Origin of the sequence: Chimaeribacter coloradensis, from assembly GCF_002858715.1 — a bacterium.
Classification (GTDB): Bacteria; Pseudomonadota; Gammaproteobacteria; order Enterobacterales; family Enterobacteriaceae; genus Chimaeribacter; species Chimaeribacter coloradensis.
Window position 1 is genome coordinate 214,518 of the sequence record NZ_PJZH01000004.1, and the last position, 14,376, is coordinate 228,893.

12 protein-coding genes are annotated in these 14,376 nt (G+C 59.2%); 6 read left to right on the forward strand and 6 right to left on the reverse strand.

All coding sequences use genetic code 11. From position 1 onward, the window contains the following. Positions 1-79: 79 nt before the first annotated feature. Positions 80-349 (forward strand): nitroreductase family protein, encoded by a 270-nt coding sequence (locus CYR32_RS07300; protein WP_338152914.1) that lies wholly within the window; start codon positions 80-82, stop codon positions 347-349. Between the two features lie 28 nt (positions 350-377). Here CYR32_RS07300 and CYR32_RS07305 read toward each other — a convergent pair whose 3' ends face one another. Further along, positions 378-992, reverse strand: a complete 615-nt coding sequence (locus CYR32_RS07305; protein WP_101823733.1) for a TetR/AcrR family transcriptional regulator — start codon at positions 990-992, stop codon at positions 378-380. Between the two features lie 83 nt (positions 993-1,075). On the opposite strand from CYR32_RS07305, the gene CYR32_RS07310 reads away from it, so the two are divergent. Next, positions 1,076-2,098, forward strand: coding sequence for an NAD(P)-dependent oxidoreductase (locus CYR32_RS07310; protein ID WP_241523769.1), 1,023 nt, complete (start codon positions 1,076-1,078; stop codon positions 2,096-2,098). A 368-nt stretch (positions 2,099-2,466) separates the two neighbouring features. On the opposite strand, the gene CYR32_RS07320 is transcribed toward CYR32_RS07310, so the two are convergent. Both CYR32_RS07320 and CYR32_RS07325 read right to left on the reverse strand, forming a co-directional pair. After that, on the reverse strand, positions 2,467-3,585 hold the full coding sequence (locus CYR32_RS07320) for an MFS transporter (RefSeq protein WP_101823735.1): 1,119 nt from the start codon (positions 3,583-3,585) through the stop codon (positions 2,467-2,469). Continuing rightward, positions 3,582-4,127, reverse strand: coding sequence for a TetR/AcrR family transcriptional regulator (locus CYR32_RS07325; RefSeq protein WP_101823736.1), 546 nt, complete (start codon positions 4,125-4,127; stop codon positions 3,582-3,584). The genes CYR32_RS07320 and CYR32_RS07325 overlap by 4 nt, the downstream gene beginning before the upstream one ends. A gap of 217 nt (positions 4,128-4,344) precedes the next feature. Between CYR32_RS07325 and CYR32_RS07330 the strand changes: the two genes are divergently transcribed. Further along, the gene (locus CYR32_RS07330; RefSeq protein WP_101823737.1) at positions 4,345-4,869 is read left to right on the forward strand and encodes a 5' nucleotidase, NT5C type; all 525 of its coding nucleotides are present in this window, start codon (positions 4,345-4,347) and stop codon (positions 4,867-4,869) included. Positions 4,870-5,034: 165 nt separating this feature from the next. Here CYR32_RS07330 and CYR32_RS07335 read toward each other — a convergent pair whose 3' ends face one another. Then, positions 5,035-5,604, reverse strand: a complete 570-nt coding sequence (locus CYR32_RS07335; protein ID WP_101823738.1) for a DUF4142 domain-containing protein — start codon at positions 5,602-5,604, stop codon at positions 5,035-5,037. 285 nt (positions 5,605-5,889) lie between these two features. After that, positions 5,890-6,786, reverse strand: coding sequence for a LysR family transcriptional regulator (locus CYR32_RS07340; protein WP_101823739.1), 897 nt, complete (start codon positions 6,784-6,786; stop codon positions 5,890-5,892). A gap of 130 nt (positions 6,787-6,916) precedes the next feature. Between CYR32_RS07340 and CYR32_RS07345 the strand changes: the two genes are divergently transcribed. After that, positions 6,917-7,768, forward strand: coding sequence for a nitroreductase family protein (locus tag CYR32_RS07345; RefSeq protein ID WP_101823740.1), 852 nt, complete (start codon positions 6,917-6,919; stop codon positions 7,766-7,768). Positions 7,769-7,859: 91 nt separating this feature from the next. On the opposite strand, the gene CYR32_RS07350 is transcribed toward CYR32_RS07345, so the two are convergent. Next, positions 7,860-9,170, reverse strand: a complete 1,311-nt coding sequence (locus CYR32_RS07350; protein ID WP_101823741.1) for a methyl-accepting chemotaxis protein — start codon at positions 9,168-9,170, stop codon at positions 7,860-7,862. Between the two features lie 298 nt (positions 9,171-9,468). Between CYR32_RS07350 and CYR32_RS07355 the strand changes: the two genes are divergently transcribed. Beyond that, positions 9,469-10,071 carry a DsrE family protein gene (locus CYR32_RS07355; protein WP_101823742.1) on the forward strand — a complete coding sequence of 201 codons (603 nt, stop codon included), beginning with the start codon at positions 9,469-9,471 and terminating at the stop codon, positions 10,069-10,071. Between the two features lie 500 nt (positions 10,072-10,571). Further along, positions 10,572-14,363 (forward strand): FAD-dependent oxidoreductase, encoded by a 3,792-nt coding sequence (locus CYR32_RS07360; protein WP_101823743.1) that lies wholly within the window; start codon positions 10,572-10,574, stop codon positions 14,361-14,363. Positions 14,364-14,376: the final 13 nt, after the last annotated feature.

Consider the following 14,376-nt stretch of genomic DNA (forward strand, 5'->3'; position numbering starts at 1 on the left):
TCATGCCCGGCGCTGGCTGACGCGCAGCGTTACGAGAACACTATGTAAAAGAGAGGCACACGATGTCTGAATTAATGCTATTCCGGGATGTAGTGCGGTACGGGTTGCCGGCGACATCGGGATGTATGCACAAACGCTCTTGTTATCCCTTACGGCCCATGGGTTAGGTGGAATTCCTCAAACCATGCTTGGATTTTATGCCGGCACCATTCGCGAGGCGTTGGGCATTGATCCGTCATTGAAATTACTGTTTGGTATATCACTGGGATATCCTGATCGGGATCACCCTGCAAACCAGTACAGAATCAATAAAGCGCCGCTTGAAGAAAGTGTCACCTTTCATCTTTAACGCTTAGTGCCTGATGACCCTCAGCCTCTCAGCTGTCGCTCACCTGTACTACCCCTTTGATCATCAAAGCGAAAGAGGCGACGGCGTCATGCTCATTCAGTTGCCCACGGGCGAGCGCAGCGGAAAGCGCTTCGCCTGCACCCACCAGCCCGATGCAGCATTGCAGCAGTGCCCGGGGCGGCATAGTGACATGAGGCGTCAGGACGGAGACGAACATCCCGACACAGTTGTCCAGAAGCGCCTGAAACACCGCTGACTTCTCTTCACTGCCTGCCAAAGCCGCCCCGACGGCGTGAAACGCGTCTGTTTTATCGGCGGCGCAGTGGATATAGGCGCTCGCCAGCATCTGGATCGTCTCTTGCGTATCTCTGCGGGTCGCGGCCATCGCCTCGGTGAACACTCTGACGCGCTCCGTATCAATCCATCGGTAAAGGGCGATCAGCAGCGCCGAACGGGTGGGGAAATGGTCATAGACCACAGGTTTTGAAACACCTGCGCGCACAGCGAGGTGCCCCAGCGTGAGCCGGTCGGCGTTTTCCTCCCGCACTATCAACAGTGCCGTGTTGAGAAGCTGCTTGCGCCGCTCCGCTTTGCTTAACCTGCGCGTGACAGGGCCAGATTCCAGGGTGTGCTCTTTTTCCATCTCTTCCTCAAATTAACCTACTAAAAGTAGCTTTCTGTTGTCGCCGGTGCTACCTTTCCTACTAATAGTAGCTTATCACGTCATTGAGGAACCCCACTATGTCCTTTGATCCAATACTTCTACTGGGCGGCTCCGGTGCGATTGGCCACCAGGCAGCCCGTGCGCTTCATGCCACTTACCCTGATCTCCCGCTGCTGATAGGCGGCCGTGACCTGACCAAAGCACAGCGTGCGGCGGCTGACATCGGGGGCGCGGAGGGTGTTCAGATCGACCCCACCTCTGCTGATCTGGGCCTCGGCGAGCGGAAAATCAGTGCAGTGGTGGTGCTCTATAAAGATCACTCGCTTGCCGCACTCCGCTTCGCGCAATCGCGCCGCGTGCCGCACCTGAGCATCTCCTCAGGTGTGTTCGAAATCGCCCCGGAAATCGCCCACTTCATGCAGGCGCCGGGTGCGTCAGCGATTGTCCTCGGCTACGAGTGGCTGGTCGGGGCCACGACGGTGCCTGCCCTCCATCTGGCCCGCTCATTCAGCCAGGTGCATGAAATCCGGATAGGTGCGCTGGTCGATGAAGAGGATGTCGGCGGCCCGGCTGTTGCGGCGGATTTTGAACACCTGAATCATCTGTTGCCTGCGGCGCTCACGCGTCGGGATGGCGTCTACCTATGGCGCGAGGGCGATGAAGCAAAATCCGTGTTTTCAGCGCTGGATGGCACCGGCATTGACGCCACGGGCTTTTCGTCGATTGATGTGGCCGGGCTGGCAGCGGCAACCGGCGCGCGCAGCAGCCGGTTCGATTTGGGCATGGGCATGAGTTCCAGCCGACGCAAAGGCGGATCGTTCTCGACCGAAATTATCCTGGATATGTCGGGTCTGGACGTTGCGGGCGCGCTGCACCGTACCCGCCATGCGGTTGTGCATCCCGGAGGCGCGGCCCCCCTGACAGGGATGGGGATTGCTCTGCTGCTTGAACGCCTGATTGGGCTGGATGGAAAGCCGCCGGTCGCGCCCGGCCTGTACTTCCCCTACCAGATTCTGGATGCGTCACACTACCTGGCACGTCTGGCAGAGGAGGGCGGCGAACTGCTGGAGCTCTCATGCTCATAAAGGTTACAGGCAGATCGGAAACCGGCAGGCTGGCCCTGCGCCTGCCGGTTTACTCTTAAACTTCTTGCGACAGGAAAAAGGCGGGATTCCCACCGGTTTACGGAATCTCTGCGCCATTTTAGCTGTCGCTTAGCTTTTGAGACCGATTGTTCCGACGTCCATCAAAGCCAGAAGATGGGCAATACAGACTCCCGGCGGATTCTCCTGCGTATTTTTTAACTAAATTTTTTTCAGATACAGGGTAATACAGTGAGTGCTGATGCGGCTTAATGATCGCATAAGCAGGTGACGTGCGCTTCTTTGTCATCATTTCGCACTGGTCTTAGGCATCAAGAGTACGTATTAGTACAGCCTGACCATTACAGGCATCAGTGTTGTTTTCGAACCGCAAACACGAATAACAGCGGCAGCGCGGCAAAAATGAGCAGGGCTGTTCTGCTGCCCGTCAGCGCATAGAGTTGACCAAAAAGCATGGATCCCACGACCTGGCCTGCAGCCAGCATGAAAAACAGCATACTGACGCCGGTGGCCGGTGCGCTTTCCGTCGCTTCGGCCCCCCACACCAGCAGCGCGCCGGAGAGCGTCACGTAGCCTGCGCCGCCCAGCGCCACACCGGGAACAAGCCACCAGGAAAAGTGCTGGCTGAACGCGATCAGCAACAGCGGAAGTGCCAGGCAGCATTGTGAAAGCCGGTAGATCTGTTTCATGGTCATCACCTTTGTCAGCGGGCCGGTGGCAGCGCCTGCAATCCCGGCAGCGCCCGCGATCATCCATAACAGGCTGAGGGTGCCTTGCTCAATGCCAAGCCGGTGCAGCAGCTCAGGGCCGAAACTCCACCACGCGGCACTGGCAATGCCGCTAAAAAACGCAATCACCATTAAGCGTTGAAGGGCCGGGCGACGCAAAAAGCCCCGCAATGAGGCGGGCCGGGTCAGGGGTTTTTCGTCCGGCAGAATACGCCACACCGGCAGGGTGCACAGCAGCGCCAGAAAGGCGAACAGCGTACAGGCCATCCTCCAGCCCCCTGGAAGCCAGAATAAAACCGGCACAGAGACGATGATGCCGGCACTCGTCCCGGCGTTGATTATCATGTTCATTTTTGGCTGCTGGGTGTCTGCAACCCTCTGGCTGACCGCTGCCGCAATGGCCGGTGAGGCAAGCCCGGCGCTCAGCCCGGCGATAAAAAGCCCCAGGCCCAGCAGCCAGGGTGACTGCGCAACCGCCATCAGCAGCAAACCAGAGGCGGCACTGACCGATGATATAAACGCGGGCAACCTTGGCCCCGCCCTGGCCGAGAGTGACGGTGCCGCGAGAATGGCCAGGCAATAAGCGATAAAACTGCACGCCGAGAGAATGCCCGCCTGTTGCGGGGTGAAGGGGATATCACGCATGACATCAGGCAGCATCACGCCCCATGCAAAGCGCGCCAGGCCATAAGAGACGGCGATAAGCGCAAATCCGGTCAGCACCAGCCACCTGTTTCTCATGGGTGGCCGCCCAGACTGTGGATGAGGTGAAGTGAGGCTCTCTTCCCTGCCTCGCAGGCGGCGGGCGCGCCCATGACAAGGGCAGTGGTCAGCGTGCCTTCAAACAGCGTCCACACGGCGTCGGCCAGCGGGGGGTTCTCCTTGCCACAGAGATGGCGGATGCATGTTGCAATGTAGGCGCGCATTTCATGGCGGTAGGCCATCGCCTGTTCCGCCAGTACCGGCTCTTTTTCCGCGTATTCCCCCCAGACCTTAAGAAAAAAGCAGCCTTTGATGCCGTAGTCACTCATCCAGTCTCCCATCACATCAAACAGATGGCTTATCGACGCCGGGTCTTCTGCAGGGCAGAGTGCAGAGAAGAAACGTTCACGGCGGTCATTCATGATGGCCGCGGTCAGCGCTTCACGTGAGGGAAAGTAACGGTACAGGGTCCGGGTCGAGACACCCGCTTCCCGGCAGATGTTATCGGTACTCGTTGCATGAAAGCCGTTAAGGTAGAACAGCCGTTCAGCGGCCTGGATGATATCGCGTTTTTTGTTCATACTTTAAAAGTAAACCGATCGTTTTACTTTTTCAAGGCAGCCGCTTCCCGGGCGTCATTGACCTTTTATTTCATGTCCGGTTGATCCCGCGTGATGTGGCGAAGGCAACGGCCTGTTAAAGGCATCGGTGGAAACTGCTGATCCGGCAACGGAAAGACGCCACTGAAGATGGCATGCTGGTCAGCCACAATGCGGGTCTGAAGAGAGAAGGACGCCAATGAAGAGAATTGCGATCGATATGGATGAGGTGATTGCTGACTTTAACAGCAAGATGATCCCCATTTTTAATACCCGGTTTAATACGCAAATCAGCCTGGCCGATCTGGAAGGGGTCACCATCCAGCAACTGCGCCCCGATATCAAAGAACAGGTTGAAGCCATGATCGGCGAAGCCGGCTTTTTTGCTGATCTGGCTGTCATACCGCACAGCCAGCGGGTGATCAAAAAACTGACTGAAACGTACGAGGTGTTTATTACCACAGCGGCGATGGAATTCCCGCTGTCGTTTGATGCCAAGTTCCGCTGGCTGGCCGAACATTTCCCCTTCATCAGCCCGATGAATATCGTTTTCTGCGGTAATAAAAGCATTCTGAATGCAGATTATCTCATTGATGATAATGCCCGTCATTTTGAGCATTTCAGCGGGGAGGGGATCCTGTTTTCCGCGCCTCATAATAAACAGGTCAGGGGGTTTCGCCGGGTAAATAATTGGCTGGAGATTGAGAGCATGTTCAGTTTATAAGTTTCCACGCCGCTGGCCCGGCAGCAGGGGGCAGGCTGTGCGCCTGCCTGATGCAATCCAGGGGGTGGAGCACCACCGGGCAAGACGCCCGCTCTGTGCCGGGCGTGGACATCAACAGGTTGAACAAAGGGTAATGCAGGCCGCAGCCTGTGCCCGCTGAATGACCTATTTAATGACCTGTTGGGCGGATTTCAGGTGCTGCTCAACAACCGGCGTGTGTGCGTCGGCCAGGGCCTTCACATCCGGATCTTTGATCATTTTGGCGTCACTCTGCAGTTTCGACAGCACCATCTGGTGATCCTTGGTGCCGGCGTTTTCCATATACAGCTTGTCAAATGCGTCGCCGCTCTGCTTTTCCAGCTGGGCTGCCATGGCCTTGTGCGCGGCGTCCGGCTCAGTCGGCAGTGTCACGCTCTTTTGCTGGGCGACCGTCTGTACTTTGGTCAGGGCACTGCCGTGGTCTTCGACCATCTGCTGAGCAAATGCTTTCACTTCGCTGCTTTGGGCCTTGCTCAGCGCGATCTTGGCGGCGGCGATCTCATTGATATTGGCCTGTGCCATGTCCTTCAACGCTTTTTCGTCACCGGCGCTCAGCCCGGCGCCTGAGGCGCTCTGGCTGGCGGCATCAGTCTGTGCGGCGCCCGACGGTGCCTGCGCCTGCACGCCGGCCGTGCTGAACATTGCGACCACTGCCGATACGGCCAGCAGCCCTTTCACGGTTTTGCTCTTTTGCATTGTGTTCTCCAGATGGTCATCGGTAAGGTTGAGGTCAGGTCATTAACTGCGCGCAGCCTCCTGCGTAAATGACAACTGCAATCATCAGTATAGATGAACGATGTGAGTCAGCTGTTTAAGTTATGGCCTTAACAGAGGAGGGCAGGACATGACGGAAGCCAATATGAAACCTTACCGGGCACCGGCAGCGGCCGTAACATCGCGCATCCTCTGTTTTCGGCTGTATGCGCCGCTTTTCGCCGTCGTACCCCATACGGAAATATTCACGCTATCCCCCGTGGTGCATTAGGGATAGTCAGCAAAACGCTCACTGAGCCAATCGATAAACAGCCGGAGCCGGGCATTTAGCTGCTTGGTCGGGGGATAAATAACGGAAATGGGGATGCGCATGGACGTCATCTCATCCATTACGGTCACCAACTCGCCGGAGCGGAGGAACCGGGCCACCACAGACGCGTGCGTCTGGCCGACGCCCAGGCCGTTCACCAGCATAGTGATCTGCGACGCACTGTCGTTCGCCGCGATATCGAAGCGGACTATCTGTTTTTCCCGGCCGCGGCTGCGGAACCGCAGCGGCCAGGCTTCGCCCGTCGCCGCACTGAAATAGCCCACAATTTTATGGTTGGCTTCCAGGTCTTCGGGGCTTTCAGGCACGCCATAACGTTTGAGGTAATCAGGGCTTGCACAGGTGATTAGCTGGTCTTTGTAGAGCGTTTTGGCTTTCAGGGAGGAGTCCGCAAGCTCCCCGGCACGTATCACGCAGTCCACCCCCTCTTCAATGAGATTGACCGGCCGGTCACCGACGCCAAACGCCAGTTGAATGTCGGGGTAGCGTTCCCGGAACTCGCTCAGCAGGGGGATAAGCACAAAGCCCGCCAGTGATGAGTGCAGGTCGATGCGCAGCCGCCCCCTTGCGGCTGCGCCCATGTCGCGCATGGCCGCCTCAGTTTCATCAATTTTCGTGACGAGCCTGCTTATCCGGCGGTAATACTCTGCGCCTTCCGTGGTCAGGATGACGGAGCGGGTTGTCCGCTGAATAAGTTTGACGCCCAGATGAGATTCAAGATCCCGTAACGCCTTGCTCGCGGTTGAGCGGGGCATACCGAGATGGGCCGCTGCCCGGGTGAACGAGCGCGTTTCCACGATGCGCTGGAATGTGCGTATAGCGATGAGATGATCCATGCCCCAATCTTACCCCTTACCCGGTTATTGTGCATACCTGTGGAAACAGAAGGCACAAATTCAGGGATTATCTGCCGCCATTATCCCGGTATCCTGCCGTTATTAAGCCATAACCCAGGAGAGTAAATCCATGTCCTCAACAAAAGAGCGGCTGGCCGCGCTGCTTGAACAGCGCTACGGCGCAGCCCAGCCAAAACCTGAAAACATTATCTGGACGCCCCAGGTTGACGCGATGCTGAGCCATAAATCTGTCCGTACTTTTCTGCCGGATGCCCTCCCGGAAGGCGCACTCGAAACCATGGTCGCCGCCGCCCAGTCGGCCTCCAACTCGTCCGGGCTTCACCAGTGGAGCGTCGTCGCGGTAACGGATAAGGCGCTGAAACAGACACTGGCTGATACCGTTGCCCGCACCGTGCCGACAGACCGTATTCCCTACCTCGAGGAGGCCCCGGTGCTGCTGCTCTGGGTGGCCGATCTCTCCCGCGGCGCGGAAATTACAAGAGAGAAAGGCGCGGAGCCTGTGGTCTTCGACTACCTGGACTCCTTTTTAATGGCGTCAGTCGATGCGTCCCTTGCTGCCCAGAATGCCGCGATAGCCGCAGAGTCGATGGGGCTGGGCATTGTCTACATGGGGCTGATGCGTAACGCGGCCCGGGAAGTTGCTGAGCTTATTAATCTTCCGCCCCACAGCTTTGCTGTCTTTGGCATGGTGGTCGGCAAACCTGACAGCACCCGGGCCAGCAGCATCCGGCCGCGCCCGGCGCAGCCAGTGGTTCTGCATTACAACCAGTATGACCGCGGGCGTTACCGTGACTATCTCGATGGGTTTGAAGAAGCCTTCCTCGATTTCCGGACAACACAGAACATGAAGCCCAGGACCTGGCAGGAGGCTGTCTGCGAATCGGCTACCAGCATGGATTACATGGGCGGCAGAGAACATCTGCGTGAGACGGTGCAGCAGCGCGGTTTTAAACTGAAGTAAAAAATGGCCGCTAAGCGCAGGGGGCCTTAGCGGTTTTTTCAGGCCGGAGGGGGCGGCGCAGGCGTCGCCAGAACAGCGTTGACGGCGATAACTACTCCGCTTTCACCGCGCGGGCCACATCCTTAACGGCATTCTCGACACCTTCTGAATTCTTCTGGATGCTGGCGATCACGTCGCCCGCTTCGCGCATCAGTATGCCCCCTTCACAGGTATGCTTCAGGCTGCTTTCAATGCCCCTGAGCACCTCTTTCGCCAGCTGATTGTTGCCGGCCACCACCCGTTCAATGTTTTCGGTCGCCTCGCTGACACTCGCCGCCAGGTTACGCACTTCACCGGCGACCACCGCAAAACTTCTCCCGGAGGTGCCCGCCCGTGCCGCCTCAATGGCAGCATTCAGGGCAATAAGCCGGGTCTGCATGGCAAAGTTCCGGATCGTTTCAACCATGCCGTCAATGCTGTCAGACTGGCTGTTAAGGCGCGAAATATCCGCAGAGACGACGTTCATCCCCTGCGTGATGCGGTCGATCATCCGTATGCTGTTTTCAATCACCACCGCCCCGGCCTGCGCACTTCCGCGGGTCTGCACCGCCATATCCCAGGCATGCACCGCCGCCTCCTGCTCCTGCTGGTTACGCAGAACCTGCTCCGTGACGTCTGAGGCGAATTTCACAATTTTGTACAGCCGGCCGTCACTGTCGAAAACCGGGTTGTAGGTGGCCCGCAGCCAGAGCGGTTCACCCCGGCTGTTCAGGCGCGGAAACTGCCCGGAGAAAAATTCGCCCTGGTTCAGCCTCTCCCAGAACTGCCGGTATTCGTCGCTTTTGCGGAAGGTGGCGCAGCAGAACATGCGGTGGTGCTGCCCCAGCACCTCGCCGCGCGTGTAGCCGGTGGTTTTCAGGAAGTTCTCGTTCACATCAAGCACCACACCGGTGGGGTCGAAAGAGATGACGGCCATCGAGCGGTTGATCGCCGTGATAACGGACTCCTGCTCCAGCGCAGACTGCATGCGCTCAGAGATGTCGGCGGCGATTTTAATGATTTTGCAGACTCTGCCGCGCCAGTCAGTGACCGGAATGTAACTCGCCTCAAGCCATACGGGGCGGTTGCCGCGGGCCAGCCGCAGATATTTATCACTAAACGTCTCCCCGGCCGCCAGGCGCTGCCAGAAGCGGCGGTACTCCGGTGAGTTCACCAGGGACGGTGGGCAGAACATACTATGGTGCCGGCCGGTGATCTCATCCGCGCGGTATCCCATCGTGGCCAGGAATAAAGGGCTGGCCCTCTGGATGATCCCGGCAGGTGTGAACTCTATAACGGGCATGGTCTGCCCGAGCGCATTGAACGAAGCCGCGGCACGCAGGGTGCTCAGAAAAGGAACATTTTTCAGGAAATTCAGGCGCATCAAAGAGACCAGGTTAGGGGTTGACTCCCCCTGTTATCGGCAGAATTCCCGTCTTCATGAAGAATCGCTGTGATAGCTTACGCTGATGATGGCAGGCAGCGCGGAAATGCCCGGCCGCAACAGGCGCGCGCTGCATCGGCAACCCGGCAAGCCGCCCACATGGGACTCCTCTTAAAACGCCCCCTCAGCCCGGCGGCCGGTACCCGGTTGCGTAGCGCGCATGGTAAATTGGCGCTGACATACTCTGATACACCTTATAGCTGACAGGGCCGTCTCCGGCCTGTTCAGGGAGAACACCATGCGCCATCTGACATCCTTGGCCATCGTCGCCGTGCTGGGCGGGACGGTGGGGGCGGCGGCCACGCAGTTGCCTACCTTGATTACGCACTTTTCCGGTACCCCGCAGGCCAAGGCCGCCCCGGCCGGATTCTGGCAGACCCCGGCCATCCAGGGTTACGGCAAAATCCACTACTTGCAGGATTCCGCCTACCTGCCGCGCACCGATAAAGAGCACAAAATCGTGTTCCAGATCACCCAACACAGCGGCGCGCCCGATCAGGTCAACAGCGAGCTGGACCACCTGGCGCGCACGGTTAACCTCTACGTGGCGGCCGGGGTACCGCTGAACCGGCTCAGGTTCGTCGGGGCGATTTCGGGTTCCGCGACTGACGCAATCTTAAGTAATGAGCGCTATCATGAACTGTTCGGCATCAATAACCCTAATAGTTCGCTGATTGAGCAGCTGACGCGTGCCGGTGTCGATTTGGCGGTGTGCAGCCAGGCCGTGGCCGGGCACCATTACGCCTATGAATGGATTGACCCCCATGTCACGCTCGCCCTTTCCAGTCTGACTACAGTGACATCACTGGAAGAAGAGGGTTATGTATTAATGCCGCTGTAACACGCCTTCCCGGGCCGCACCGCCGGCCTATTTAGCACGATAATCCCCAGGGGTTTAGCAAAACGTGCTGACAATGCCCTGTTTACTTTGTAAAAAAACGTTTATTTGGATTATCCCAGCTTAAAGTTTTGTATCGCGTGCATAAACCACTGTGTGCGTAATACTTCAACTATCCTGACTGACAGGTGGGAGAGGTGAGCCTTGCCCCCCGCCATACTCAAAATAATGAGATGTATTTGCCCCAAGACCCTGTGATCGCACCGCGTCATACATCAGCGCGGCGCAGGTCTGCGGCCTTTCTTTTTCGCGCGTAGCCGGTCACCGGTACGCCGCCCCACACAGCCATGATTGACGCAGCACACGTTTTGCAACGCGGCCGTTTCCCTATTGCGTGGAAGCGGTTCCCCCAGTGACTGTCCGGGTCTGCCCTGACCGCCCCGTTTTCCGGGCGATGGGCAGGCGGGTGGCACCACTGGATCATCTCTGCAAAAGGAACGGTCATGACCCCATTTTCCAGTTTCTGGCAAGCCGGATATGAAGGTGCGGATCATATCAACCCATTAGGTGAACCGCTGTCGCTGAATGAGGCAACCGGCCACTTCGCCAAAGTGCGTGAGGATTACACCGCGCTGCTGGGTTTCAATATGCGCACCGTCCGCGAAAGCGTCGGCTGGCGGCTGGTGGAAAAAGATGGCCAGTTTGATTTCAGCTCGCTGGAGGAGCGCGCCCGCATCGCCCGGGAGCTGGGCATCCAAATCTGCTGGACCTTCTGCCACTACGGCTACCCGGACGATGTCGAGTTCTTCTCTGAAGAGTTCGTCACCCGTTTTGCGCGTCTGTGTGACGCCCTGACGCGTTACCTCGCCCCCTATACCGACACGCCCATCTATTCGCCGATCAATGAGATCTCCTTTACCAGCTGGGGCATGGAGCACGGCATCTTCCCGGTGCCGCCGGACAGCCCCGGCAACCTGGCGGACGAAGCCAAACGCCAGTTCGTGCGCGCCACCATTGCCGGGTGTGATGCCATCTGGGCGGCCGACCCGCGCGCGCGCATCCTGCAATGCGACCCGATTATCCACCTGGTGCCGCCTGAGATTGAGATCGAGGGCTTTGACGGCTCGGTCGAGGGGTGGCGTCAGGCGCAGTTTGCCGGCTGGGACATGCTGTGCGGCCGCCTGGCCCCGGAGCTGGGCGGATCGCCGCGCTATCTCGACCTGATCGGCGCGAATTATTACCACAGCAACCAGTGGGAGGGCGGCACCGAAGCCCGCCTGTGGTGGCATCTGGGCGACCCGCGGCGCAAGCCGCTGCACCTGATGCTCAAAGAGCTTTACCAGCGCTACGGCCGCCCGATCCTGCTGGCGGAAACCAGCCATGTCGGCAGCGGCCGCGGTACCTGGGTCAATGACATTACCAACGAAGTGGCGCAGGCGCTGCTGGCGGGGGTAGATGTCCGGGGTGTGTGTCTCTACCCGATTATCGACCGTCCCGACTGGGACAATGCCACACACTGGCACCGCAGCGGCTTATGGGATGTGGACTATCTCGGCCCCGACCCTTACGCCCGGGTGCTGGTGCCTCACTATGCCGCTGCCCTGCGCCGTGCCCAGGGCATGTTACATCGGCTCCACTCGAAATTGTGTTTCATTAACAGCCCACTGGGCCAGGAAAACTCTATGTCGACAATTGTTGTGTTTTGCCATTTGCGCTGGGATTTCGTCTATCAACGACCGCAACAGTTGCTTAGCCGGCTGGCGCAGTTCCACAAGATCCTGTTTATTGAGGAACCGGTGTATGACGAAGGTAAACCCTATCTGGAAACCAGTAACCCGGCAGCCAACATTACCGTTTACCGCCCTCATACCCCGGTGCAGGCACCCGGCTTCCACGATGACCAGATAGCGGTACTGCAACCGCTGCTGGAGAACCTGGTGGAAGAGGGCAACGACCCGATCGTCTGGTTCTATACGCCGATGGCACTGCCGCTGCTGGCCCCGCTGCACGCCAGCCTGGTGGTGTATGACTGCATGGATGAGCTGGCCGCGTTCAAAAACGCCCCGAAACAGCTGCTGCAACGTGAATCCGCCCTGCTGGCGCGTGCCGATCTGCTGTTCACCGGCGGACCGAGCCTGCACGCCGCCAAACAGGGCCGCCATGACAACAGCTACTGCTTCCCGAGCAGCGTGGATGCCGTGCACTTTGAACAGGCGCGTGACCGCAATAACGGCCACCCGTTGCAGGATGAGCTGCCGCACCCGCGCCTCGGTTTCTACGGCGTGCTGGATGAACGGCTGGACCTCGGCCTGATCGCCGCCCTGGCGGACAGCCACCCGGAGTGGCAGCTGATCATGGTCGGGCCGGTGGTGAAAATCGACCCGGCGACGCTGCCGCAGCGGCCCAACATCCACTACTACGGCCAGCACACCTATCAGGCGCTGCCGCACTTCCTCGCGGGCTGGGACGTCTGCCTGCTGCCGTTCGCCCTGAATGAATCCACTCGTTTTATCAGCCCGACCAAGGTGCTGGAGTACATGGCAGCCGAACTGCCGATTGTGAGCACCGCGATCAAAGACGTGGTCGACCCCTACAGCGATGTGGTGGCAATCGGCAACACGCCGGAAGAGTTCATCGCCGCCTGTGAGCAGGCGCTGGCGCTGAGCGACGCGCAACGCACAGAGAGTGCCGCCCAGATGCGCAAACGCATCGCCACCACCTCCTGGGATGCCACCGCCGAGCAGATGGCGACACTGATGGATGAGGCGCTGCTGCATAACCGCCACCCGGTGCTGGAAACGGAAATGCCGACCCGCGCCGAGCTTTCCGGCTCCAACGTGGCGGTGCTCAGCACCGGCAATGTCCAGAGCGAGGCGCTGCGCATCCCCTGCTTGATCGCCGGGGCGGGGCCGACCGGCCTGAGCGCCGCTTACCATTACGGCCCCGGCGCGCTGCTGCTGGAGCGCCACGAGAGCGTCGGCGGCTGGTGCCGCTCGGTAGAAGACAACGGTTTCACCTTCGACTACGCCGGGCACATCATGTTCTCCAATGACCCGTACGTGCTGCAACTCTATGAGATGCTGCTGGGGGACAACCTGCACTGGCAGAACCGTGAGGCCTGGGTCTACAGCAATGACGTGTTCACCCGTTACCCGTTCCAGGGTGCGCTGTATGGCCTGCCGCCGGACGTGATCAAAGAGTGTATCGTCGGGGCGATCGAGGCGCGCTACGGCGAAGCGGCCGAGCCGGCCACCGGTGCCGTGGTCAAGCCGCTGGATGACTGCTGCGCCGACGGCAGCGCGCCGGATGAAAACACCCCGGTGCGTGAGGGCTGTGCGAAAAAAACGCAGAACTTCGAGCAGTTTATCCATCAGGTCTGGGGCAAAGGGATCGCCAAACACTTCGCGGTGCCGTACAACAAAAAACTCTGGACGGTGCCGCTTTCCGAGATGGAAACCTCCTGGCTGGGCGGCCGCGTGCCGTTGCCGGATCTGGAGCAGATTATCCAGGGCGCGCTGGAGCCGTCACCGCCGCCGATGGGGCCGAACGCCCGTTTCGGTTACCCGCTGAAAGGGGGCTTCCAGGCGCTGATGGAAGGGTTCCTGCCGCATATTGAAGGCCAGCTGGAGACCGGCGCGAAAATCGTCCAGGTGCAGCCGCGTGAGCATCTGCTGACGCTGGCCGATGGCCGCCGCTACCGCTATGACCACCTGGTCAGCACCCTGCCGCTGCCGGAGCTGATCAAAATGATGGGGGATGCCGCCCCGGCCGCGGTGCAGGAAGCAGCCGCCGGATTGCAGCACATCTCGGTGAAATGTGTAAACCTCGGCATTAACCGGGAAAACCTCACCGACAAGCACTGGATCTACTACCCGGGCGAGACGATTTTCCACCGCATCTTCGTGCAGGGGAACGCCAGCCCGCACTGCAATGCACCGGGCGGTTTCGGCATCACCTGTGAAATCACCTACTCACCGCACAAACCGCTGCCGGTGGACGGCCAGGCGCTGATCGACCGCTGCATCGAGGAGTGCATCCAGGTCGGGATGTTTACCAAAGAGGACAAGGTACTGGCGGCCAACATCGTCGACATGCCTTACGCCTATGTGATCTACGACCACACCCGCGCGCAGCATGTCTCCACGGTGCGCACCTGGCTGGCGAAGCATGACATTGTGCTGGCGGGTCGCTATAGCGAGTGGGAGTACTACAATTCAGATCACGCCTTTGTTGCCGGTAAAAATGCGGCACAAAAGGTTAAGGCGCTGCAACGCAAAGACGGCACCGGCAGTTAACCTCCGCGCGCCC